General features: G+C 52.4%; 18 protein-coding genes. 5 read left to right on the top strand and 13 right to left on the bottom strand.

Annotated elements, in window-relative coordinates:
• Positions 1 to 82 precede the first annotated feature (82 nt).
• Positions 83 to 1,327 carry a M16 family metallopeptidase gene (locus ABD949_RS22385; RefSeq protein WP_345247208.1) on the bottom strand — a complete coding sequence of 415 codons (1,245 nt, stop codon included), beginning with the start codon at positions 1,325 to 1,327 and terminating at the stop codon, positions 83 to 85.
• Positions 1,328 to 1,372: 45 nt separating this feature from the next.
• Between ABD949_RS22385 and ABD949_RS22380 the strand changes: the two genes are divergently transcribed.
• Entirely contained in the window at positions 1,373 to 2,371 is a 999-nt protein-coding gene (locus tag ABD949_RS22380) for a glycosyltransferase family 9 protein (RefSeq protein WP_345247206.1), read from the top strand.
• 61 nt (positions 2,372 to 2,432) lie between these two features.
• Here the strand turns inward: ABD949_RS22380 and glmM are convergent, their stop codons facing one another.
• The 10 genes from glmM to ABD949_RS22330 form a co-directional block, all read right to left on the bottom strand.
• The gene (gene glmM / locus ABD949_RS22375; RefSeq protein WP_345247204.1) at positions 2,433 to 3,851 is read right to left on the bottom strand and encodes a phosphoglucosamine mutase; all 1,419 of its coding nucleotides are present in this window, start codon (positions 3,849 to 3,851) and stop codon (positions 2,433 to 2,435) included.
• A gap of 114 nt (positions 3,852 to 3,965) precedes the next feature.
• On the bottom strand, positions 3,966 to 4,820 hold the full coding sequence (locus tag ABD949_RS22370) for a transglutaminase family protein (protein ID WP_345247203.1): 855 nt from the start codon (positions 4,818 to 4,820) through the stop codon (positions 3,966 to 3,968).
• Positions 4,817 to 5,560 (bottom strand): proteasome-type protease, encoded by a 744-nt coding sequence (locus ABD949_RS22365; protein WP_345247202.1) that lies wholly within the window; start codon positions 5,558 to 5,560, stop codon positions 4,817 to 4,819. Before ABD949_RS22365 ends, ABD949_RS22370 begins: the two co-directional genes overlap by 4 nt.
• Before the next feature lie 104 nt (positions 5,561 to 5,664).
• Positions 5,665 to 6,132 (bottom strand): DUF2721 domain-containing protein, encoded by a 468-nt coding sequence (locus tag ABD949_RS22360; protein ID WP_345247200.1) that lies wholly within the window; start codon positions 6,130 to 6,132, stop codon positions 5,665 to 5,667.
• Positions 6,133 to 6,212: 80 nt separating this feature from the next.
• Positions 6,213 to 7,484 carry an HlyD family secretion protein gene (locus ABD949_RS22355; protein WP_345247199.1) on the bottom strand — a complete coding sequence of 424 codons (1,272 nt, stop codon included), beginning with the start codon at positions 7,482 to 7,484 and terminating at the stop codon, positions 6,213 to 6,215.
• Positions 7,485 to 7,487: 3 nt separating this feature from the next.
• On the bottom strand, positions 7,488 to 9,725 hold the full coding sequence (locus ABD949_RS22350) for a peptidase domain-containing ABC transporter (RefSeq protein ID WP_345247197.1): 2,238 nt from the start codon (positions 9,723 to 9,725) through the stop codon (positions 7,488 to 7,490).
• A 499-nt stretch (positions 9,726 to 10,224) separates the two neighbouring features.
• Positions 10,225 to 11,247, bottom strand: coding sequence for a dienelactone hydrolase family protein (locus ABD949_RS22345; protein ID WP_345247195.1), 1,023 nt, complete (start codon positions 11,245 to 11,247; stop codon positions 10,225 to 10,227).
• A 496-nt stretch (positions 11,248 to 11,743) separates the two neighbouring features.
• Positions 11,744 to 12,682, bottom strand: coding sequence for an LLM class flavin-dependent oxidoreductase (locus ABD949_RS22340; RefSeq protein WP_345247194.1), 939 nt, complete (start codon positions 12,680 to 12,682; stop codon positions 11,744 to 11,746).
• 480 nt (positions 12,683 to 13,162) lie between these two features.
• Entirely contained in the window at positions 13,163 to 16,204 is a 3,042-nt protein-coding gene (locus ABD949_RS22335; RefSeq protein ID WP_345247193.1) for a ligand-binding sensor domain-containing protein, read from the bottom strand.
• A 17-nt stretch (positions 16,205 to 16,221) separates the two neighbouring features.
• Positions 16,222 to 16,998 (bottom strand): LytR/AlgR family response regulator transcription factor, encoded by a 777-nt coding sequence (locus tag ABD949_RS22330; RefSeq protein WP_345247192.1) that lies wholly within the window; start codon positions 16,996 to 16,998, stop codon positions 16,222 to 16,224.
• A gap of 269 nt (positions 16,999 to 17,267) precedes the next feature.
• Between ABD949_RS22330 and ABD949_RS22325 the strand changes: the two genes are divergently transcribed.
• From ABD949_RS22325 to ABD949_RS22315, 3 genes are all read left to right on the top strand, one after another.
• Positions 17,268 to 17,699: a globin domain-containing protein gene (locus tag ABD949_RS22325; protein WP_345247191.1), complete on the top strand. Its 432-nt coding sequence runs from the start codon at positions 17,268 to 17,270 to the stop codon at positions 17,697 to 17,699.
• Positions 17,700 to 17,893: 194 nt separating this feature from the next.
• Positions 17,894 to 18,979 (top strand): GRAS family protein, encoded by a 1,086-nt coding sequence (locus tag ABD949_RS22320; RefSeq protein ID WP_345247190.1) that lies wholly within the window; start codon positions 17,894 to 17,896, stop codon positions 18,977 to 18,979.
• A 36-nt stretch (positions 18,980 to 19,015) separates the two neighbouring features.
• Positions 19,016 to 20,116 carry a pyridoxal phosphate-dependent aminotransferase gene (locus tag ABD949_RS22315; RefSeq protein ID WP_345247189.1) on the top strand — a complete coding sequence of 367 codons (1,101 nt, stop codon included), beginning with the start codon at positions 19,016 to 19,018 and terminating at the stop codon, positions 20,114 to 20,116.
• A gap of 80 nt (positions 20,117 to 20,196) precedes the next feature.
• Here ABD949_RS22315 and ABD949_RS22310 read toward each other — a convergent pair whose 3' ends face one another.
• Entirely contained in the window at positions 20,197 to 20,931 is a 735-nt protein-coding gene (locus tag ABD949_RS22310) for a proline and serine-rich protein 1 family protein (RefSeq protein ID WP_345247188.1), read from the bottom strand.
• A gap of 144 nt (positions 20,932 to 21,075) precedes the next feature.
• Complete coding sequence (locus ABD949_RS22305; protein WP_345247187.1) at positions 21,076 to 23,502, bottom strand: heavy metal translocating P-type ATPase; 2,427 nt, start codon at positions 23,500 to 23,502, stop codon at positions 21,076 to 21,078.
• 153 nt (positions 23,503 to 23,655) lie between these two features.
• On the opposite strand from ABD949_RS22305, the gene hemN reads away from it, so the two are divergent.
• Positions 23,656 to 25,020, top strand: coding sequence for an oxygen-independent coproporphyrinogen III oxidase (gene hemN / locus ABD949_RS22300; protein WP_345247186.1), 1,365 nt, complete (start codon positions 23,656 to 23,658; stop codon positions 25,018 to 25,020).
• Positions 25,021 to 25,057 lie beyond the last annotated feature (37 nt).

The raw sequence follows: 25,057 nt of genomic DNA, 5'->3' as shown, positions 1-25,057 counted from the left end.
CGGTGCCGAGGCATCTTGCTGATTGAATTACAATTAAGATGCCTCGGCACCGGCCGCCCGGCTGCGTCGGCATGACAAAAAATCACTCCTCCTCTGCTTCCGGCAGGAACGTCAGGTAACTCAACTGGCTCTCGTCGAACATCTCCTGGGCGATGTCCTGGAGCTCACTTGCTTTGACCGCCCGTATTTCGTTGAAGATGTCCGGGAGCGACTCCACTTTATTGATATCGAGCAGGCTTTTGGCCAGCATCAGCATGAAGCTCTGGTTACCTTCCTCCGCCATCGCCATCTGACCCATCAGTTGCTCTTTGGTATTGTGCAGTTGCAGGTTCGTCAGCGTTTTTTCGCGCAACTGCTTCAACTCCTTCAGAATGAGCGTATGGCTGCGGTCGAGATGTTTCTGATCGGTACCAAAGTAGATACCCAGAAACCCCGTGTCCAGGTATGGCGTGTAGCTGGCGTCGATGGAGTACACCAGGCCGTAGCGCTCGCGGAGGTTCATGTTTAGCCGGGAGTTCATGCCCGGTCCACCCAGCAGGTTAACGAGCATAAAGAACGGCAACCGCTTTGGGTCCGTGAGCGCGTAGGCTGGGCGGCCAATCGCCGACTGTGCCTGCGTAATGGGCCGTGTCACCTCAAGCCGCTGCGGCACATAGCCATTGGGTGCCTGGCGCAGTCGAGTCGTAGTCCGGTGCGGAACGTCCTTCAGGTACTTTTCAGCCACCTTAATTACTTTCTTGAACGGCCAATTGCTGACCGACGCAAATACCACCCGCTCGGTATCGAGGTTATCGTTGATAAACTGCTGCAGGTAGTCCCGGTTAAAAGACCGCACGGTTTCGGGCGTACCCAGGATATTACCGCCTAGGGGATGATTCTTAAAAACCACTTCGTCGAAGTCATCCTGAATGGCGTCTTCAGGCGAGTCGTAGTACATCGCCATCTCTTCCAGAATAACGCCCCGCTCCCGTTCGATCTGCTTTTCCGGAAATACGGAATGAAACGCTATATCGGCTAGGAGTTCCGTGGCCTTTTCAAAGTGGATTCCCAGCAGTGATGCGTGGAAGCAGATTTTCTCTTTCGTCGTATAGGCGTTCAGTTCGCCACCAACGGTTTCCAGCCGGTTTATAATGTGGTGTGATTTGCGTTTTTGAGTGCCTTTAAAGGCCATGTGCTCCCAAAAATGCGCCAGTCCCTGCTGGTGTGGCTGCTCATCGCGGCTGCCGATGTCCAGCATAAGGCCGCAATGTGCAATCTGGGTGTGTAGTATTTGTTTATGAGCAATGCGTATGCCGTTGGGCAACGTATGTAATTCGTACTCCTCCATTCTATCGTTACGACGAACCGTAAAATTACGCAACTTTGCGTACTTATGATAACCACAAGTTTTTACCGCCGGTTCCTTATCATTCAAACGGCTTTTATCGGCGATGTGATACTCGCTACCGCCCTGCTTGAAGAGGTCCGGCACCAGTTTCCCGAGGCAGTCATTGACATGATGGTGCGCAAGGGAAACGAAAGCCTGCTGGCCAATCATCCCCACCTGAATGATGTCCTGATTTGGCACAAAAAAGAAGGAAAATACAGAAGTTTATACCGGCTGCTGCGCACGGTCCGGCACCGGCAATACGATGCTATCATCAACCTGCAGCGCTTCGGCGCGACCGGCCTGCTGACCGCCCTATCGAAAGCAAACGTCACCATTGGTTTTGACAAAAACCCCTTTTCGCGATTCTATACCCATGCGGTACCGCACCGGATCGAACCGGGCGTTCACGAAGTAGACCGGAATGCCGCGCTGATGCGCCCGTTAGGAAATACACCCCAGCAGACACGGCCAAAACTATACCCCTCTCCGACCGATTACGAGGCTGTGCGGTATTACCAGCAGCAGTCCTACGTTTGTATCGCTCCCACATCAGTCTGGTTTACCAAGCAGTACCCGGAGGAGAAGTGGGTCGATCTGATTCAGCAGTTACCCGCCCACCACAACATTTATCTGCTGGGAGCGCCAAATGACAGCGCAGCCTGCGCGCGCATTGCTGCGCAGGCAAATCGTCCTAATATAGTTAATCTGGCCGGTAAATTATCGCTGCTCCAGTCGGCGGCTTTGATGCAGGGAGCCGCCATGAACTACGTTAACGACTCGGCGCCAATGCATATGGCGTCGGCCATGAACGCACCGACTACGGCTATCTTCTGCTCTACCGTACCCCAGTTTGGCTTTGGACCGCTGGCGGACCATTCCCGCACCGTAGAAATCAGCGAGCAACTGGATTGTAAACCCTGCAACCTGCACGGCCGCAAAGCCTGTCCCCTGGGTCATTTTCGCTGCGCCCACGGCATCCGGACGGAGCAATTGCTGGCATAACAAAAGCAAAAGGTCACCGCCTAAACGATGACCTTTCTGCCTCCTGCAAACTGGAGACTGCCTACTCCTTATACATGCTTTCGGAGATTACCTCCTTGATGTCCGAAATGATCTTATTCGCCAGGTAATCGGCGGTTGATTGGGTATCTGATTCGGAATAGATGCGAATAATGGGTTCAGTATTCGATTTGCGCAGGTGAACCCACTCCTTATCAAATTCAATCTTTACGCCATCGATGGTGTTGATGGGATTCCTGGCATACCGGATTTTGATGCGCTCCAGTACGGCATCGACATCAATATCCGGGGTTAGCTCTATTTTGTTCTTGGAGATATAATAACTCGGATACATCCGGCGCATAATGGACGCCAGTTTACCAAACCTGGCCAGGTGGCTCAGGAACAGCGCAATGCCAACCAGCGCATCGCGGCCATAGTGCAGGTCAGGATAGATGATTCCTCCGTTGCCTTCGCCCCCGATAACGGCATCCTTCTCCTTCATCATCTCCACCACGTTGACCTCACCCACCGCTGAGGCATAATGCTGGCCACCGGCCTTTTGGGTCACATCGCGCAGGGCAATCGTCGATGACAGATTGGATACGGTATTATTGGGCTTTCCATCCTGAGGCCGGTTCTTCAGCACGTAATCGGCTACGGCAACCAGCGTATATTCTTCGCCGAACGGCGAAGCATCCTCGCTGATGAGCGCCAGCCGGTCTACGTCAGGGTCAACCACAATGCCCAGGTCGTAATCGGATTTCTCCATCTCATTGATGATGTCACGGAGGTTCTCCGGAAGCGGCTCGGGGTTGTGGGCGAAGTTACCGGTCGGTTCGCAGTGTAATTTCGTAATGCGCTCTACCCCCAAAGCCTCCAGCAGCATGGGCACGGCAATCCCACCGGTAGAGTTGACGGCATCCACGACAATCCGGAAGTTCTTACGGGCAATAGCCTCCCGGTCGACCAGCGGGAGCGCCAGAATCATCTCAATATGTTTGCGTAACCAGGTATCGTCGGTGCTGTACTGCCCCAGTTTCTTGACATCAGCAAACTGGAAGCGTTCCTCCTCAGCGATGGCCAAAACCTCCGCGCCATCTTCGGCGGTTATGAACTCGCCCTGCTCATTTAACAGTTTCAGGGCGTTCCACTGTATGGGGTTATGACTGGCGGTCAGAATGATTCCCCCGGCGGCATTCTCGCCTACCACGGCCAGTTCAACCGTCGGTGTTGTCGATAGCCCCAGATCGAGAACATTCAGGCCCAGGCCCTGCAGCGTGGCCGATACCAGCCGGGATACCATCTCGCCCGACAGACGGCCGTCGCGCCCAATCACCACCGTCCGGTTGGCCGGCTGCCGCTGGAGCAGCCACTGTCCGAAGGCCGCCGAAAACTTCACTACATCTAAAGGCGTCAGCCCTTCTCCGCTGCGCCCGCCAATTGTTCCCCGTATGCCGGAAATAGACTTAATTAATGCCACGTGAATGGGTCAGGTAAACTTTTTTCGATACGCACAAAGATAAGCGCCCCCGTGAATTTCCTATAGGGCGCAGGCGTATTTAAGATAACTATTTAGCTAAAGCGTTAACATATGTCAGGAGATACCCAGGCTGGCTGGCGACCATATATCGACATGAGCGCGCAGGGACGACTGCGCCTTACCCAAAAACGTACCCGTTGCCGGGGCTGTCAGCTCCGGGCGGGCAGAAGAAGCCAGAAAGATATGTTTGTTAACCACCACCAGGTTTTCGGTAGGGTCGAATCCGCGCCAGCCGGCACCGGGCAGGTACACTTCGGCCCAGGCGTGTAGTTCGTGCTCCTGCTGGTGGCTACCGTACAGGTATCCGCTGACAAACCGGGCGGCTAACCCCAGGCTGCGGCAGGCAGCCATGAACAGGGTAGCATAGTCACGGCAGGAGCCACTGCGATTGAAAAGCGTCTGCTCGGGTGGGTAGGGTGCCCCATCTTCGCGAATTTCGTATTTAAACTGGCGAATGGTCTGGTTCAGGTACGTCAGAAACGCCACCGTCTGCCATTGTGCGGCAGCCGCCATCTGCCGCGCCCAGTGTTCAATGGGCTCGGTTACGCCGTCGCGCACCAGGTAGGGCAGCAGCAGTTGATGCACTGGGTCGGGATACCGGAAGGGCACCCGCTGCGTCTCGAACGGAAACAGCACAAAGTCCAGGGAGTTAAACTCCTCCGACTCCAGTTGTATTTCCGCCGTAATACTCAGGTAGTCTGTGGTGCCGCTAAAGTAAAGCAACTGCTGAATATTCCCTTCCACATCGATGTTCCGCACGATTTTGGCCGGTACCGGGTCAATGACCAGGCGGTAGTCGACCAACCGCTGGTAAGGAAACGTGCGGGGGTACAGATACAGCGTATGGGGATTCAGGGTGACAGCCTGATCATAGTCGTACTGAAGCTGATGCTTTACTTCCAGGATCATGCCGGTGATTTGTTTGCGTGTAGTTTATCGAAAATAGGGTCCATCCAGTATGTAGGCAGCTTCCTGACCGAATTATTGAGCAGTGCACTCCACTGGTACGAAATCTCGTCCATATCCTCTTTTTCGAGCCGGTACTCGGTCATGTGGAAGCTGTCTTTCTGATAGAGCAACACATCCAGCGGATAGTCGACATCGTTGGCGCTCACACGGGTTGCATCGTAGGCCAGAAAACCTATCTTTAAAGCCTCCTGCAAACTGCTTTCAAACGTCAGGTTCCGGTACAAAAGAGGTTTGCCATAGCCCGAATTACCAATGATAAAGAACGGGGAACCGGTGCCTACCTCCACCCAATTACCTTCCGGATACAGCAGATACAGTTTATGCTCCTCATCATGCTGCAATTGTCCACCCACAATGGCGTTCAGGTTAAAGTGCATGCCGCTGGCCTCTAGCGAGGCTTTGTCTTCCTGCGCTACCCGCTTCACCTGCTGCCCAAAGGCGTTAACGGCCTTATAGAGTTTATCGAACGACTGATCCTGTTCGGCAATAACCTCCTTGAAATAAGTAATCGCCTTGTCCCTCACCGACCGTAGGCCGGACGTCATGATGAAGAGGGAGTGATTTTCAACTTCGTGTACCGAAATCTTGCGATTCGAGGAAACTTCAGTGCCGGAGGTCAGACGGGTATCGGCGATCGCCACCAGGCCGGCGGCAATCTTTATGCCCAAACAAAAAGTCATTCGCGTAGTGGGGTAGTCAACGTGTATCTTAACAAATATAAGCGAAGAAAGCTATTATGTGCTATAGCCCCGGTAATTTACCCTGACCCCCTCTCTGCGTCGGTTTATTCCGGCGTTCGGGTCGGACCATGGCCAGCGTGCCGCGACCGCAAATTGAAGAACTCAAAACTCCGGCGCCCCAACTCCTTTTCCATATCGCTCAACTCTATTTTGAGTGCATTGATGGATATTGATATTTCAAAGACGGATAAGATGAGCGCCAGAATCTGCATCAGCAGCGCCGACCCGAATAACCACCGGGCGGAGGTCTGATTGCCCTGGAAGATGACCAGCATACAAATGGCGCTCAGCAGCAGGCTGATTACGCTCGAAATCTGAATGTTACGGATGATGAGCAGCCGCCGGTGCAGGTTCTGAATCTGGGCGACATACACCGTATCGGGTTTGGTCCGGAATTTCTCGTGCAAATCGCGAATCAGGCTGGCAATAGCCAGAAAGCGATTGGTAAAGGCAATCATCAGCAGCGATACGGTCGAAAACAGCAGGGCGGGCGTACTTATGGTCAGTTCCATGCTTCCACAGGAGGTCAACTTACTCCTGCAATATAGGACAAACGTGAACCCAACTGACCATAGCCAGGCAGATTACCGGATTAATCCACCAATGCGGAAGCTGTCTTTCTGAACTTGCGGAACAGGTGACCGAAGAACGTAAGCTCATCGGCAATGACCTCGCCATTCCCGCGCATACCGATGCGCAGCCTGTCTTTCATAGTTCCGGAGTCGGTTAATTGCACCTGCACGTTGAATAGTCCTTTCTCGTCCGGCGTGAGCGACACATGGCTGACCTGACCGTGGGCGGGTCCCCACTCGTAGACCGGATACGCATCCAGCTTCAGCACCACGGGCTGGCCCTCTGTGAGCTTCCCGATCTGGGAAGAGGTTACCTGGGTGTAGGCATACAGCGGAGTCTCCTCGTTGGTCATCCGGAGCAGTATTGTGCCGGCCGGCACCTCTTTTTCACCGTCGAACAGGAAGGAGATGGTGCCATTACGCTCCGCTTTCAGCAGCAGGTGGTTGTTTTCGGTAACGGAAAATGCGCCGTACATACCCTGAATGCGCTTTTGCCCGGTAACTAACTGACTGTTCAGGCGCTCTTTCTCCTGCATAAGCTCGGTGTTGCTCTTGGCAATTTTCGTTTCCAATGAAGTGATGGCCAGACGCTGTGCCACAATCTGTTGGTTCAGGGCGTTGCGCTGATCGAGGTAGTTCTGCTGAGCCTGCTCTTGAGCCGTTCTGGCTCGCATGTAGGTACCCTCCAGTTGCTTCAGGTCATTCCTGCTGATGTCGCCATTTTTGAACAGTTCAGTATTAGTCTGCCAGATTCGTTTAGCCTCCTGCTCATCGTAAGACAACCTGGCAGATTCCGATGCCCACTTGCGCTCCACAATCTCCAGTTGCGTTTGTTTCAGCGCAATATCTTCCTGGATCTGCCGGATATTCACTTCGGTCATTTTGCGTTCATTAGCCGCCGAAGCAGTCCGGAAGCGTTCAAAATTAGTGAGGCTGTGCCGGGCGGTTACCAGTTCATTGCTGATGGCCGCAATATCCGGGGCGCTGATTTCGAGCAGCACATCGCCGGCTTTCACCGCCTGACCGTTTTTAACGTGCATTTTTTCGATATACACATTGGAGGGAAACCGGTAAATAGCCTCCGCCCCTTCTGATTTCAGCACGAAGGGCGTTGTAATGGTATCGGGCAGCACAATCGCGAAGCCGGCTACAATCCCCACTAGCACCAGGGCTACAGCCCACCAGCCCGCCCGACTCAGGGCCTTCAGGCGCAGGTCGGCAATGGGTGCATCATCTACGTGATACAGATCCGTGTATTGAATTTCGTCAAGTTCCTGTAACAGCGTGTTCATGGCTTAGTAGTCAACGTAGGTTTTCATGAAATCATGGTAAATGCCTTTCTGCGCCAGCAGGTCGGCGTGTTTGCCCTGTTCGGCAATGGTGCCTTCGTCGAAAACCAGAATCCGGTCGGCGTTTTTCAGGGTGTGTAGTCGGTGCGCAATGGAAATAATGGTCTTGCCTTTGTAGCGTTCGTAAATATTCGCCAGGATTTTCTTCTCGGTCTCCACATCCAGCGCGCTGCTGGCCTCGTCCAGAATAATGACGTCCGGCTCAGGGCTGGTCACAAACAGCCGCGCAAAGCCAATCTTCAGCACCTGGCCACCCGAGAGGTTACTGCCGAAATTGCCGACCATATGGTTATACCCAAGGTGGTTGTTCTTCACAAAATTGTGCAGGTCGGCCAGTTGGGCGGCTTCCACAATCTGCTCCGTAGAAGCCGACAGGTTAGCAACCCGAATGTTTTCTTTTATGGTGTCGTTGAACACATAGGTATCCTGCGGGAACATGTGCACGTGCTTGCGCAACGTCTTCGGGTGAATGTCGCGCAGTTCGCTACCGTCGAACCAGATTTTCCCTTCGTACTCCGGATACAGGTTAACCAGCAGTTTCACGAAGGTCGACTTACCGGCCCCGTTGCGGCCTACGATCCCGATTCGTTCGCCCTTGCGGATTTCGCAGTTCAGGTTACGCAGGATGTATTTCTCGTCGCGGGCGTTATAGCGGAACGATACATTGTCGAACCGGATGACATCGGCGGAGAACGATGTTTTCTTCTCCTGGTAGTTGGTATCCTCCCGCTCCTCCATAAAGATTTCGTTTACCTTCTCGAAGCTCACGCTGGCCTGCGTAATCATCATCCATAGGCCGCTTACGCTGTTGACGGCGTTCATCACCGTCATGAAGATAGACGTAAAGGCCATGTACTGTCCAATGCTCAGGCTGCCGGTAAACACTTCATACGCCCCCACCCAGAAAATGGCTACCTGGCTGAAGATAAAGATGAGCCGCTGCACAGAGTTGATCAGAATCTGCCGCTGTTCGTCCTGCATCACCGAGTTGATCGATTCACGGTGCAGGTGCTTCCAGCGGACCAGCTTATATTTTTCGAGGGAAAGCAGCTTGACGGTCTTGATACCGAGCAGGGCATCCAGAAAACCGCCCATCGATGCCTGATTCTTGTGGTATACCTTGGCCCGCAGGTTCTTGACGATGGGGATGAAGTAAATGGTGGTAACACAGTAGGCCACAAAGCACACCAGCGCAATACTCCCCAGCGGCAGGCTGTAGGCCAGCAGCACCGGGAAATAGATGAGCATAAACGCAATATCGAGGAAGTTCTGGATGATGATCGGGTTGGTTACCTGCCGGATGCCCACGCTCTCCTGAAACCGGGCCATAAACTCCTCGCGCTTGCGGCTGTCGTAATATTTCTGCTTCAGGGAGATAAACCGGTCGAAGAATTTCGACATGAAATCCATCTCGAACCGGAAGCGGTAATGCACCATCAGCATACTGCGCGTGTAGGTCAGCACTACCTGCACCACAAATACCAGCATTAGCCCCGCCAGAATGCCCATTAGCAGCTTTTTGTTTTGATTCACCAGCACGTTGTCGAGCATGGTCTGCGTAAACAGCGGCAGCACCAGGCCCACCAACTCCAGGATGAGCGAGAACATAAAAATTTCCATCAGCACCCGCTTGTTCTCCCGGATAATGGGCAGGTATAGCTGCTTAAAAATGGATTGTTTCTCTTTTTTGTGTTCCTGAACAGCCTCTTTCAGCTCGGTGTTTTGGTAAAACTCCTCGGTCGGCTTCAGTTCCAGCACCACCCCGCTCCACTTGTTGGTAAACTCATCTTTGGTATAGCGCGTTTTGCCAAAGGCCGGGTCCGATACCCGCACATAGGTGTCGGTTGCTTCGTATACGACCACAAAGTGCTGGCCTTCGTAGTGAGCAATACAGGGCAACTGGATCTGCTGCAGATACGGATAGTCCAGTTCGTATCCCTCCGCTTTGAAGCCAAAACTTTCGGAGACTTCCAGCAGGGTATACAGGCTGGTTCCCTCCTGGGTAATATCCGCCAGTTTGGTGAGCAGGTGCCGGGTATCCGCTGCGCCATAGTGCCGGAAAATCATGGCCAGGCAGGTGGGGCCACAGTCCATCATAGCTCCCTGCTGGATATGCGGGAATCGGTCGATCAGGGCGTACGGGCTCATTTTGCCGCCCATTACAGTTTTCAACAAGTTTTTCATGAGTGGTGTGGCATTACGAGGGGCATTCGTATGTTGCTAGTGTGGAGAAGGAGAGTGGTCGGGTTGGCAATATTTTGAAGTAGCACAAACAAGTTGCGCCGGACTGGTGGCCCGGCGCAACGCGTTATTCAGCTTCTATTTCCGTCGGAACGACTCACGCGCCGATGTTGCGGATAACTGATTTTGCGCCTTTAACCTGGTCCATCTGAAGCGTGTTCAGCTTAGCGATTTTGGTTGTCTTGATGCCGGATTTTGCAGTTACCTTTTTCATGGTGTGTTTATTTGGTTTGTTTTTGTGTGCCTACTCTGGTCGGTTTTCGGCTGCCCCGTTGTCGGTTGACAGGTCAAAATTGGGGAGACAAACACCGTAACCAAAGCACAGCCTGCACCACTCGTAGAAATTCACACCTGATTTAACCAAATGCCGTACTGACTCGCTACTGATCACTTCCGGTAAAACGAAACTGCCACGTTTTACCGGAAGTGATTCTTTAGGTATTTACAGCGTTGTTTGCAGCCAGGTAATGACGCGCTGCCGGGCAGCCTGCTTAGCGGTCCAGTCGGCACCGTTGGCTGCCGATTTGGCTTCGTCGAACGAGTGATTGGCGTTGGCGTAGATTTCCATCTGAATGCTGGTACCGGCACCGTTGTAAACCGCCCGGTCATATTGTACCTGTGTACCGGCCGTCAGCTTGTCTTTTTCGGCCGCCAGAATCAGAAGTGGGGCGTAGTTGATGTATTTGCCGTCTTTGTAGTTGGTCAGGCTGCCGTAGTAGCTGAACAGATTACCACCGGGATAATAGGCCACAGCCGTTTTAAAGCCGCCCTGCGCCGGACGGGCAACCGGTCCCGGCACAATATACGATGTACCATCACTCCATACTTTCCACTGTGACCGGGTTACCAGGTCGGTATTCACCAGGGCAGACAGAACGGTGCTGCCGCCATGCGAGAGGCCTAATGCTCCGATACGGTTGCTAACAATTTCGGACCGGGTGCGCAGGTAGGCCAAAGCCGCGTAGGCATCGTACGTGCGCTCATAGGCGGGTGACAGTTTCGCATCCTGCGGTGGCGTTTTGTCACAGAACTCTTTTTCGTTGCGGGGCGTAAAGCTGTCGACAAACAGCGTTGCTATGTTCTGGTTTCTAAGCAGGGCAGACCATTCGTGCAGGCTGGCCTTGATACTGTCCAACTGTACGCTATCCTTGTACCACATGCCTCCGCAGCCGTGCATGATCACAACCGCCGGTACGCTTTCGCCCGATTGGCGGGCGGGCAGAAACAACTTGGCATTGAGGGTAATGCCTTTAGCGTTCTGGAAGGATACGTTCTCAACACTGGCGGCTATCAGCTGGCCGCCGGTTGTAGTCTGCGTGGTATTGGGATTGTCCTGTGAGGTGATCGATTCGGCCGGCACAAGATCCAGCGAACGGTCGCAGGCGGGTAACGTCAGCAGAGTAGCCAGGCCAAACAGGATAGCCGTATATTTTAAAGAGGATTGAACGCGTACTACATTTTTCATGATACTGATCGTGTGTTCTGATGGTGTGGAATTTAAAAGATTGCCTTACTCTGTTAACCGGTTTTCGGCAGCCCCGTATAATCAGCGCTTATTGAAGAATAATAGGCTTTTGCACAATAATTGGTACTCCGCCCGTTACGTTGTTCATCCGTGCCTTGCTAATCGGAGTTTTCGTCGGTTTGTCTGACTTAATAGTTACCTTTTTCATGGTGTGTTTATTTGGTTTATTTTTGTGTGCCTACTCTGATCAGTTTTCGGCGTCCCTGTTGTCGGTTGACACATCAAAGTTGCAACATGAGAGCGGGGGTTTACAAAAAAACACCGGCGAATGGTAGCCGAAATCGAAAGAACTGTAGGCAATCCGTGCTGAACGGCCTTACGGCTGGCCGGTGGAAAATGAACGCTCCCTGACGCTACTACCACAGAAAATAAAAGATCCCGCGCCGGGTAGGATGCGGGATCTGAATAAGATCTGTTTATACACAGGTATAGGCGTTTATGCGGCAACCAAGTAGCCCGAATCTGCGTTGACTGGTGCTGCATACCCAGCACGGGCACCGGCTATAAGCTCCAGACTTTCCAGTTTATGGGCAGGCTCTTCGGCCATATTCATAAAGATGAATTCATCGACATCGTATATTTCTTTAAGCGCCGACAACTCATCAAAAATATAAGTGGGTGAGCCAATAAGTTCATGTTCTATTCGGGACGGTTCTCGTAAACCAGCACGTATGCGTTGCGCTTCCTGTGTGGTTTCAGCACACACACCAGCAACTGAAATCGTAATTTCGGGCTCGCGCTGATGATGTTCGTAAAACTCAATCCGATACTGCGCCAGTTTCTCAGCCTCTCGTTTGTGGTCGTCAATCCTGTTATGAAAAACCGATCGGCAAAGCGAGGTATTCAACCGGGCCAGCGCCGAAACATTTTGCAGGCTGACCGTTAAAGACCACAGGGTGGGAACGGAGCCGTTTACCGGAATGACCTTATCGGCGTTGGTACCGCCATTCAAATAGTTGTGCAGAGCCGTACTATTTCGTTTGAAGGCCTCTGCCCATGCGGCTTGCCCGGATAAATCTATATCAGGCTGTAGCAAGGCGCTAAAATCGGCCGGAACACTCCCTTTGGCAACGCCCAGGTCGATCCGGTCCGGAAAAAGGCTGCTCAGTACTTTAAAGGCCGAGGCTACCCGGTACGGATTGTGATAAGCCATTAATACCCCCGCTACACCTACCCTGATCTGACTGGTCAGGCCGGCAATAATCGGCACCAGCACTTCCGGACTGCCGTAGGCGGCATAATTTACATAGTTCTCGGCCAGCCAAAAGCGGGTGAACCCTAACTCATCTGCGCGTTCGGCATAATTCAGCACATTTTCGACAATATCCAGCGGACTTTCACATCCTGATCCAAACTCAAGAAGACCGATTTTCATGACTGGTTTACGTTAATGGTGCCGATTTACTCAGCAGCCTGGTGTGAGATAGATTTTTGGGTTAAAAAAGTCCCACACCGCAATGATGTGGGACTCAAAAGAGGTCTGAATACAAGCTTAGCTTTTATATGTTTGCCTTAATCAATAACAAAAGGCTTGTGCATGCGTCCGCCAGCCAGGCTCTTAATTTGGCTTTTCGGCAGTGCGACCATTTTATCGGTCTTAATAGTCAATTTGTTCACTTGCTTTTTCATGGTGTGAATTGTTTTAATGGTTTGTTTTTGAGTGCCTACTCTGGTCAGTTTTCGGCGTCCCTGTTGTCGGTTGACACATCAAAGTTGCAACATTGGGGCAGCGGTTTGCAAAAAAACGCAGGTGAGTAGTAGACAGAATCAAAAGAGCCGTAGGCAATTGGCGTTAAACGGTCCAACTCTCTACGGCTCAACGGCTGAGCCCTGTGGTGTAAAACAACTACCAGGCTTATAACAGAGGCAGTTTCACGATAAACTGATCTTCCTCTTCAGCAATACTAATGGGCCGGTCGCTGAGGTAACTATACAGCGATTTCAGGCTGTCGAGGCCCTGCTGGTTGGAGGTTTCCACAAAATGCTTCTTCTGTAGGGTATTGGCTACACACAGATACTCATTGTCTATATACACCCGGATTACCAGCGGATTCTCATCGTCAATGATGTTGTGCTTGATCGCATTTTCAAATAAGTTCTGAAGCGTAACAGGAACAATATGACTAGACATGTACTGCTCAGGAACATCAATATTGATTTGCAACCCTTCTTCAAACCTGGATTTCTGCAAATCAATATAATGGTTGACAAATGTGAGCTCGTGCTCCAGGCTGACTGTTTCTTTCTCTTTATTCTGGAGAATATACCGGTAAATAGCCGATAGTTTCTGTAAAAAGCGGGAAGCCTGTTTCGGTTCGGTTATAATCAGGCTATTGAGCGACGTAAGGCTATTGAACAGGAAATGCGGATTCAGGTGATTGATCAGATTCTGGTACTGCATGGCCGTTTTATCCCGTTCCAGCCGGGTAGCCTGCACTTGCAGGTGATGCACTTGCTTCGTCTGCTGCGTCCGGTAGCGGTAGAACAGAATGATGAGGCCAACTAAACCCAACCCTAACAAGGCCCGAAACCAGAACATGTTGTAAAACTCAGTATTGACGTGAACAGCCAGCGTCGTTTCAGGAGTCTCTACCTCAGCCGCGACCGCTTTTACCCGAAACGTATAGTTCCCACCGGGTATTCTGGTGTAATTAGCCACCGTACGTGAACCGGCCTCTATCCACTTATCATCATACCCGTCCAGTTTATATAGATACTTATAGTTGCGCTGCGGCACCGTCATGACCGAATAATTAATACTAAAGGTGCGATCGTCAACATCCAGATCCACCGTAGGCATTCCGGCATAAACAAGCCGGTGAGTGTCGGGCAGGACCAGGCTACTGATCAGCACCTTGGCCGGTGGTGATTTAGCGTTGATCCGGTCCGGCATAAACTCAACCACATAGCCTTTCAGGGTGCTTAGAATATTGCCATTGCGCAACGAAAACATATAGTTCTCGTAGTAGGAACCTTCCGGAAAAACAGGTATGCTGAAATTCCGAAACTGGTTATTGACCGGATTAAACACTGAGAATTTATTATAGGCACTAATCCAGATTTTCCCGTACCGATCAGGGCACACCGCCTGCACCATATTTGCACCCAAACCATCATGCTCGGTCCAGAGCCGGTATGTGTTTGTCCGTGGATCATATCGCACCAGACCATAGCCGTTTACCGGCATCCACAGCTGATTATGCCGGTCTATTTTAAAAAAGAAAAAATTCTCTTCGTATTCGATTGCATTTCTGGGCGTAACAGCCAGAAACTTTCCTTCCTGACTGGAAAACCGGGCGAAACCGTCCGGAAATACATCCAGCCACAGGGTATTAGACGTATCAGTCATAACGGTGCGAACAAACGCCTTGGTCTGATCTTTGGACTTGTATGGCATGGGAACCTCTTTCCAGGTACTGGAGGGTATATGGTACCGAATGCTGCCTAGCTGCCGACTGCCAAATAGCCATAGATCGTCATCCTGCACCAGCATCGCACTCACCCCATTCAACCGCTTGATAAGGGTACCTGCGGAGGGCAACTGTGAGAATGTCAGGGACTTTTTATCGAAGACCCATAGCTCGGTACTCATCGCTACAAACAGCTTACGGCGGTCTTTTGAAAAACCCAGAACAGGATGCCCGAAGCCGCCTTCATCCGGTTGTGCCGATGGTATTTTGTACACCTTTAGCTGAGCGGTAGCAGGGTAATAATGCATTACCTCCTGGCTGGCGGTACTCAACCACCAGGAGCCGTCTTCGTCTTCAACAATACAATTAATGCCGCGATTGGCATTTACACCCGGAAAAAGGGCTCCAATATTATGGATGCGGTAAAAAGCCTTTTCGGGGTTTGTATAGGATATACCGTTGGTGGTGCCCAGCCAAACCGAGCCGTCGGGGTGCTGCCAGGCGGCTATAAAGTATTTGTCAGCCGGCGATGTCTTGTGATCTTCATTATAGGCAATTTCAGTTGTCCGGTGGGTTCTGGCGTCCCTATAATAAATGGCCCGGTTGCGCGAACTTACCCACAAATTTCCGCTGCGGTCCATCAGCAGAGCTGCGATCGGGAACGGCGATGTGCCAGTGGGAGTACGCAACCCAATGGTATCAGCAATAGTCCGGTTTTTGGTGTCGAACAGAACAATCCGTTCATCGTAATTGTCGGCATACATCACCCTACCCTGTTGGTCTACGCCCAAAGAGGAAGTGAAGTGGTTGTTAAAAATCGGGAGCTTGTCGGGATTATAGCGGGCGTTGTGAAACCGGCCGGTCGCTTTGTCGTAATAGTGTATACCCCGGTCCAGGGTAGTCATCCATATACCGTTGCGGTGCGGATCTTCGACCAGGCCGACCCTTGAGATATAGTTGGAGGCCAACCCCCATGCACGGCTTGTATCCGCTTTAAAATCAGCAAATCGCTTCGCTGTAACCTGATACCGGCACAAGCCGCGCCCCCGCTGAGAAAACCAGATGTCGCCGGTACGATCGCAAAGAATATTGACGCACTCCTCCAACAATTGTCCGTTTACCCGCTTAAAATTTATGAATCGGCCCGACTCATGATTAAACTGGCTGATACCTTTGCCTGTTCCCAGCCATATATGCCCTTCCCGATCCTGGCAAATGGAATAAACACTATTGTGACCAATTGAATTTGAATCAGCCGGATTATGCTTAAAAACAGTAAACGAGTTCCCGTCGAAGCGGTTTAGCCCGTTCATGGTTCCGACCCAAAAGTAGCCGTCGCGGTCCTGAAAAAAACAATTGATCTGGTTAAAAGATAATCCCTGCTGCTCCTGGATATGGTTGAATTCAAACGGCAGCCGGGCCGGCTGTGCCCATAGGCAGCTACTGATCAGCCCCCCGGCCACCAGCAGCATAAAGAAGGTTCTCAAACGCACCGTCATAGGGTTTAACGGTCCAGCCAGCGTTTAAAGGCAGGCGCTTTCTGCCGGCTGATATCCACGTCGATGGCATGATGAGGAGATTTCAGCTTTAAGATCAGCTTCGAGTTCTCCAGACTCTTGACGCTCTGGATGACATCGTTATTGACGATAAACTGGCGGTTGGCCCGGTAAAACTGACTGGGGTCCAGCAGTTCTTCAATCTGGTCCATGGTTTCGTAATCGACCGGATACCGATCATTCGTCTTGGTGACCATGAAATTGACGGCATCGTACTGGAAAAACGCAATGTCATTTACTTTAATGGGTACCCATCCGCTGCGCGAATTACCCAGAAACGTTTCTTTGTAGTTGGGCTTAAGCACTGTTCCCGGCTGCTGCAGCGCCTGCATAAGCTTTTGCAGATCAACGGGCATAGCGTTCTTTGCCTTGTTCAGCATACGCGCCTTGCCGATGGCTTTGCTCAGGTCATCGGTATCAACCGGTTTCAGGAGGTAGTCGATACCGTTGACTTTAAACGCTTGAATGGCGTATTCGTTGTAGGAAGTAACAAAGATGATGGGGCAGGATAGCTGAAACTTTTGAAAGATCTCAAAGCTCACCCCGTCGGCCAGTTGAATGTCGGCAAACACTACATCGGGCTCGGCATTCTCGCCAAACCACCGCAGTGCCGTCTTTACGCTCGGCAACGTTTCTACAATACGTACCTCGGCATCTACTTCGGCAATTTTATAGGCAAACTCGCGGGCCACCAGTTTCTCGTCTTCGATAATGACAGCATTCATAATCCGGCTCTTTTTAGGTAAGAATTAGCTCACTGGCAAAACTTACCGAAAGTAAAGAGAAGTGCAACTATTCCTGGTTAAATGGTAGCTAAACAGGAACGAATTGTAGCAAAAACCGGTCAATAAAAAGAGCTTGATAATTTGGGTTTCGCAGCTTAAACGGCAATCGTACACAATTCAACTGCCGGTTTTAACCAGTCAATTCGAAATTTTTGGCGACCTGTCCCGCTTTTCCGACATTCGTAGAAGGAAAATCCCGACTAACTTATATGATGACTGAGGAACAAATTGTGCTGGTGAAGAAGACCTGGAGGCTGCTGAGGGATGTTGATCCGGTGCTGGTAGGCAATGTGTTTTATTCCAGATTGTTTTTGATTGATCCTTCGCTGCGAAGTTTATTTAAATCACCGATGGAAGCGCAGTATACCAAACTGATGGCTACGCTCAGCCTGATTGTGGCTAGGCTGGACCGGCTGGATCAACTGACTGCCGACATTGCAGCTCTGGCGCAGCGGCATGCCGGTTATGGCGTAAAGCCCCAGCATTACGAAACTGTCGGTAAAGCCCTGCTCTGGATGCTGCAGCAAGGCCTTGGCCGCGACTGGAACCCGACCGTGGAGGAAGCCTGGAAGCAATGTTACACCCTATTATCCCAAACTATGCTGCAAAGTTTAAATCCGAGCCAGTCTGTGAGGACCTGATTTTCTACACTACTATCAACTGAAAATGCCTGCCATAGCTCTCGCGTGGCGGGCATTTTGCGTTAAGGTGCCAACGACTAAACGGGCGTAGGCTACGCTTAAACGGAGATTCAGGCCCGTTCAAATCAGAAAAATTGGCAACCTAAACGGGTACCCACAATTTTGCTGCATCACAATCTATTCACACAACTAGTATGAACGCAATGAAAATCAATTCGCTATCTGCCTTACAGACTCTGGCACTACGCATGCCGGGTGCCCTCACCGATTCGGACCGGGACTTACTGGAAGAACTGTATGAGCAGTCACTGGAGAACCTGGACGACTCGGCTAATCTGTTTACCTATATGCTCGTTACAGCCATGCGCCGTCGGCTGACAGGCGTACAGGCGGCAGAGCATATCTATCTGCAACGCTTCGAAATCCCGCAGATCCGGCTGTTTGAACTCCTGATTCAGCAGTTTCCGCTGGCCAATCTGAGCCAGCAATGCACCAACGCCCTGCTGATCGACGGCCTGAGCCGGCACCAGGAGCCGGTGCTGATGGACATCGGTGTTGGTACGGGTATGCAGGTCGTCAATATTCTAAACGGCCTCGCTCAGCACCCCACCAGTGCTATCCGGCATTTAACCATAGTGGGCATTGAGCCTTTTGAAGACGCTCTGGCAAGCGCCCAGGAAACCATTTCCGGCCTAGGGGCCAGCCTACCATTTACCATCAGTTTTGTGGCCAAACAGGCCTTCATCGAACAAGTAAGCCTTGCCGATCTACAGCAGTCGTTGCCCTCCAGGCACGACGGCGTATATGCCAATGCGTCGTTTGCCCTTCACCATATTCAGCGTGCAGAGGCCCGGAAGCAGGTGTTTACCAATCTGAAAGAACTACCCGTACAGGCGCTAGTCCTGAGCGAACCTAACTCCGATCACTACGAGCCAAATTATGGCAAGCGCTTCCGGAACTGCGTTAACCACTATGGCGCACTCTTCAACCTGATCGACCAACTGTCTATTGCCGATAAGGAAAGAGCCGCGCTGAAGCTTTTCTTTGGCCGGGAGATTAATGATGTACTTGGCAATCCGGAGGGTCAGCGGGTTGAGAAACATTACGCAACGCAACAATGGGTTGACCTGTTCCGGGAAACAGGCTTTCAACTGCACAAGCGCCCGGTACACCTGCCAGCCCTGGCGCTAAACGGCGCCCATATCTTCACCAATTTGCCTGATCGCTACGCTACGGCCTTTCAGGGCGAAGAAATTACCAGCCTGTTCTGGGCTGAATAATATAGTATCTCATCATCTATCCACATCCACACAACCATGCACGCTATTGAACTACTACCGACCGATCTGACCGCGGTCGAAACCTCTTTATGGCATGAATTAGGCACTAGTCAATCCATCCGGCTGGACCTGAACGAAATGCCGTTTGATTTACCCCAGGAGCTGAAGCAGCACATTGCCAACAAGCTGATCAGCCTGAACTGGAACCGCTACCCCGACTTTTACAACTGGGAACTCACCAGCCTGATTGCGGCCTCCGCCGGCGTGACCACCGATAGCGTGATTCTGGGTAATGGCTCCTCGGCCTTAATTCAGCAGCTTGTCAGTTGCTTCTCGAAGGTCTACGGGCAGGCCGTCCTCGAAAAACCTACTTTTGGTTTTTACCATCAGGTATGTGCCCAGGAGCGGCTGCCGTACCAGGAGTGGGTATTGGCCGAAGACGGTACCTACGAAATCGAGAACTTTCCCCGGCTGGCGGAGCCTACGCTGGTGATGCTCACCTCGCCCAACAACCCCATGGGCACCCTGCTGCCGCTAAAAGACCTGCGCCTGCTGCTGGCGGCCTACCCCGATTCGGTATTTGTGTTGGACGAAGCCTATTCCGAATTCAGCAATCAGTCGGCGCTTAGTCTGGTTCACGAGTTCGCCAACCTGATGGTACTTAAAACGTTTTCCAAAGGGTATGGTCTACCCGGTCTGCGCCTGGGGTATTTGGTGGGCAGTCCGTCGCTGGTTCGGTTGCTGAAAGCCAATACGGTTCCGTTTACGATCAACATCTTCACGGAATTGGTGGTGAAAGAGTTGCTCGCGAATCCGGCCTTTGCGCAGGCGGTCCGGATCAACCGGGAGCGGGTAAAAGGGCTGCGGGATTTCAGCCTGTACCTGTTGCAGGAACTGGCCGGCGAAGATCGCTTTATTGTCCAGCCCTCCGGCACCAACTTTCTCATGCTGCGCTTCCGTAATTCGGAACTCCATCAGTCGCTGAAGGACCTGTTTGCCCAACGAGGCATTCGGGTTAGTTATCCTATGCCGCTGACGATGCGCATCACCATTGGCACCGAGCCGCAGATGCACCAGCTGGTACGCCTGATTAAACATGTGGTTAATGTCAGCAAACCGGCTGCCTTAGCTGTATAAAATTGTGGTTGTTCTACTAAGAACGTAGTACGTTCAGCAAAAAAGCGGGCAATTGCCCGCTTTTTTCTTTTTTGTTCTCTTTACCGCCACCCGATATGCCGTTTCAGATCGCGAACGGAGCTGTTGGAGCTGAAAGTGTCGAACACGACGTAGTAGTTCTGCCGATCGGTTACGATTTCCCAGCCAGTTTTAGCAGCTTCCAGCCGGTATCTGTCGAAGGAGAACTGGCGGAGCAGTTCGGCCATCTGCGTGGCGGTGACCGGACGGTCGGGCAGTACATTGCGCAGGAACTCAAACTTCTCCTCGTCGAATGATTTGCGGCTCATTGTCAGGCGAATCCGCTCCAGTTCCTGGGGGGCAATTCCCAGCGGGGCCCGGCCATACGCATCGCGACCGTCTTCGTACTGTCCCGAACCACCCCGTCCGCCGGCGTACGGTCCCTCCCGGAACGGTCCTCTGCGGAAGTTGCTGTCCCAGTCGTAAGCCGCACTGGTGTTGGCGGTCAGCGGCACGGTGTTGATGATCCGGAAGCCGGCACGGGGTTCAAACTCCGCCACAATCCGGCTGTTGTTCCGAAAATCGACTATCTGCTGGAATACCTGCCGGTTGTTGAGGGCAATGGTCAGCCGGGCGCGACCCGCCGGCAGATCGAAGAACCGGAACCGGCCGTTGGTGACGGTGATCGACTGATCTTCGAGCTGCACGGTGTAGCGGCCGTTGTCGGCTATACGCAGGAAGAGTTCAGACTGGGCAAAAGCAGCGGTAAACGAAATCAGAAAAAGGGTGATGGTGTGGATAAGATACTGCGTTTTCATGATGGTGTGAATATTTATTTGTCAAAAGTATCGGTAAGACAGCGGAAGCCGCAGAGGGTTTAGTGACCACATAAAAAAAGTTCGCCTGCACAAAAAAAAAGCCGGATAATTTATCCGGCTCTACTGGGCAGTGAATGGATGGAATCAATTCGGGAACATTTTAGCCCCTTTCCAGCGCATACCCAATGTCGCAATAAATACCATCGTGGCCGAGCTGAGTGGCATCAGAATAGCAGCTACCACCGGTGACAGATTACCCGTGACGGCAAAGGACAGACCGATGCAATTGTAGATGAGCGAAACGGCAAAACTGAACCGGATCAGCCGCATCCCAAAATGACTGTAGTTCAGAAAATCGGGCAGACGGCGCAGCGCACTAGCTTCCAGAATGGCATCGCTCGACGGGGTAAATTGAATCGTGTCGTCCGTTACGGCAATACCCACATCGGCCTGTTTCAGCCCTCCGGCATCATTCAGTCCATCGCCGACCATCAGCACCCGGCGTCCTTCGGCCTGTAGCGATCGAATAACGTCCAGCTTCTCCTGCGGATGGCAGTCGAACACCATTTGCTCCTTGCCAGAAAACCACTTCTTCAGGTCTTTACTGGCCGGGCTGCGCAGAATGGCATCGTTATCGCCGGAGAGCAGGTATAGCGTATGGTTCTCTTTCAGACTCGCCAGCATGGTATCAATGCCGTTGCGGAACTGGTTGGGGAAGCGGAAGCAGCCGCGGTAGATATGGTCGATGCTGATGTGTACCACTGAGCCTTCAACCTCATTCGCACCATTGCCGGGCGACGGATGCACAAAGGCGCGGGAGCCAATCTTCACAAACTGCCCGTACACCAACCCTTTAATACCCTGACCCGTTACTTCCGTAAAGTTCTCGACCGGCAACGTCATGGCATCGGTGAGGTGGGTAAACAGCTTCCTGCTGAGCGGGTGCGCCGATTGCTGCACCAGCGAAGCCACCAGGGATCGATCCATTTCGTCGAGCGGTACGCTGAAGTCCTCAACCGGCTGGGTAGCCGTAGCGGAGGTCAGGGTACCGGTTTTATCGAACACAATGGTATCACAGGCAGCTATCTGCTCCAGCACATCGGCATTTTTCAGGTAAAACTTCTGCTTACCGAATATGCGCATACCATTACCCAGCGCAAAGGGATACGACAGCGACAGCACGCACGGGCAAGCCACAATCAGAATGGCCGTAAAGGCGTTGACCGCTTTGGTCGCATCGTTCAGGTACCAGTAGGTGCCGACCAGAAACGCCAGCGTCAATACCGTAATCGTAAAGTATTTACCAACGGCATCGGCAAAGGTACGAATACGACTCTGGGCACCTTTCCGGAACGCATCGTTATTCCACAACTGCGTCAGGTAGCTTTGCGATACTTCCCGCACCACTTCAAGCTCAATGGCTTCACCGATCTGCTTGCCACCGGCGTACAGTAAGGTACCCGGCTTTTTGCTTTCCGGCTCCGACTCACCCGTCACGAAGCTATAGTCAATTGTAGCATTGCCCTTATACAGGATACCATCCGCCGGAATCAACTCCTGGTTCCGTATCCGAATCCGGTCACCCTTTTTCAACGATGCAACGGGCACCGACTCTTCGCGAGTGGCTGAGTTCCCGGAACCATTCGCCAGGCGCGTAGCCGCCAGCGGGAAGTAGGATTTGTAATCACGCTCGAACGACAGGAAGTCGTAGGTGCGCTGCTGAAACCATTTACCGATCAGCAGAAAGAAGATCAGACCCGTGACGGAATCGGCAAAGCCGGCACCGGTCTGGGAGAGTACCTCGTACACCGTCCGGCCGTAGGCGGTAAGGATACCCACCAGAATCGGCAGGTCGATATTGATCATTTTTCGGCGCAGAGCCGCCCATACGGACTCAAAGTAACCCCAGCCGGAGTAAAAAACCACCGGTGTAGCCAGCAGCAGGTTCAGGTACCCGAACAGCTTCTGGAAAGCCGGATCATCCAGTCCCAGGTATTCCGGGAAGCTGAACAGCATGATGTTACCCGCGCAGAAACCCGCCACGGCCAGTTTGTACAGCAACGGCCGGTACGAAGGCTTCTCGGTCTCTTTTACTACATCGTTCAGGCTGATGAGCGGCTCATAGCCCAGTGAGGTCAGCAGTTCGGCCACCTGGCGCAGGCTGATGTCGTTATGGAAAAAGGTAACGTGAACGTGTTTTTTCAGAAAATCGACGCGGGAGGTCCGGATAGCCGGGCTAATCCGGTATAGGTGCTCCAGCAAGTACAGACAGGAACTGCAGTGGATAGACGGCACATAAAAGGTCACGTTGGATACCGTACCGTCGGTAAATTCAAGCAGTTGGTTGATGATATCGGGATGATCCAGAAACTCCAGCCGCGCAATCCGGGGTGATTGGCCGGGTGCCTGGGTCAGATCATAATACTGACAGAGCTGATTGGCATTCAGGACTTCATATACAGCCTTGCAGCCGTCACAGCAAAACGATTTTTCATCGAACACGATCGGGTGCTCGGGGCAGTCGTTACCGCAGTGATAGCAAGTCGTTTGGGTTAATGTCGCCGTACTCATGAGGAGAAATTTTGTGCAAGTTCGCCGGTTACCTGCCCATAACGCATGACGAACGTCAGCCGGGGGGCTGATACTTATTAGAAAGGTGGTGGGGGAATATCAGGGTACGGCGGAAAGTAAACCGGCAACTTTGTGGGGAGAACAGCCAATCGTATGAACACAACGCTTATCCAGAAATATAACGTACCCGGTCCGCGCTACACCAGCTACCCCACCGTGCCCTTCTGGGACAACACGACTTTTAGCGAGACCGCCTGGATCACCAACCTGCAACGGGCCTTCCGGAGTACCAATACCACGCAGGGTATCAGCCTGTACATTCACCTGCCCTACTGCGAAAGCCTGTGTACGTTCTGCGGCTGCAACAAGCGTATCACCCGCAACCACTCCGTGGAAGAGCCGTATATCGACGCCCTGATCCGGGAGTGGATGCTGTATTGCGACCTGCTGCCGGAGCGCCCCCGCATTGCCGAGTTACACCTGGGCGGTGGCACCCCCAGCTTTTTCAAGCCTGAGAATCTGGCGAAGCTGATGAAGGGGCTGTTCCTATTTGCCGATCAGGCCGATACCATCGAATATGGCTGGGAAGGTCACCCCAATAATACCACCCGTGCGCACCTGCAAACCTTATACGATTATGGCTTCCGGCGGGTGAGCTTTGGCGTCCAGGATTACGATCCTGTGGTGCAAAAGGCGATTCACCGTTTCCAGCCGTTCCAGAACGTGAAGAACGTAACGGAGTGGGCGCGGGAGATCGGTTATACCTCTGTTAGCCACGACCTGGTGTTCGGCTTACCGTTTCAGCACCCGGAGTCAATCCGAAACACTGTAGCCAAAACGCTGGAGCTTCGCCCCGACCGCATTGCCTTCTACTCCTACGCCCACGTGCCCTGGATCAAAGGCAACGGCCAGCGCGGCTTCCGCGACGAGGATTTACCATCGGGAGAAGAAAAGCGCATGCTCTATGAAATTGGCTTAGCCATGCTGGAAACCGGTGGTTACCACGAAATTGGCATGGATCATTTTGCTCTGCCGCATGATACCATGTACCAGGCCATGCAGACCAGCACCCTGCACCGGAACTTCATGGGCTACACCACCACCCGCACTCAGGTGCTGCTGGGGCTGGGCGCTTCTTCCATTGGCGATGTCTGGAGTGCTTTTGCCCAAAACGAAAAAGACGTTGACACCTACATAGAACGTGTTCAGGCCGGTGAACTGCCCCTCACGCGTGGACACGTGCTTAACCCCGAGGACCAGTGGGTACGGCGGCAGATCCTGAACATCATGTGCGGCTACGGCACCCAATGGGAGCTATCCGATTGGACACCCGACGAGTGGGAGCAGTTAGAAGCAAAACTCGAAGGCTTCCGGCAGGATGGTCTTATCGTGTACGACGAACAGGCCCTGCGGGTATTACCCGCCGGTATGCCGTTCCTCCGCAACATCTGCATGGCTTTCGACAAGCGTCTGCTCCGCTCCCAAACCCGCGAACGTCTGTTTTCGCAGACGGTTTAATGTACCGACCAGCGGGACGCGGGCCGGTACATTGGCC

The organism is Nibrella saemangeumensis, from assembly GCF_039541915.1.
In the GTDB taxonomy this organism is placed as follows: domain Bacteria; phylum Bacteroidota; class Bacteroidia; order Cytophagales; family Spirosomataceae; genus Nibrella; species Nibrella saemangeumensis.
This window is presented reverse-complemented; position numbering and strand designations above follow the sequence as displayed.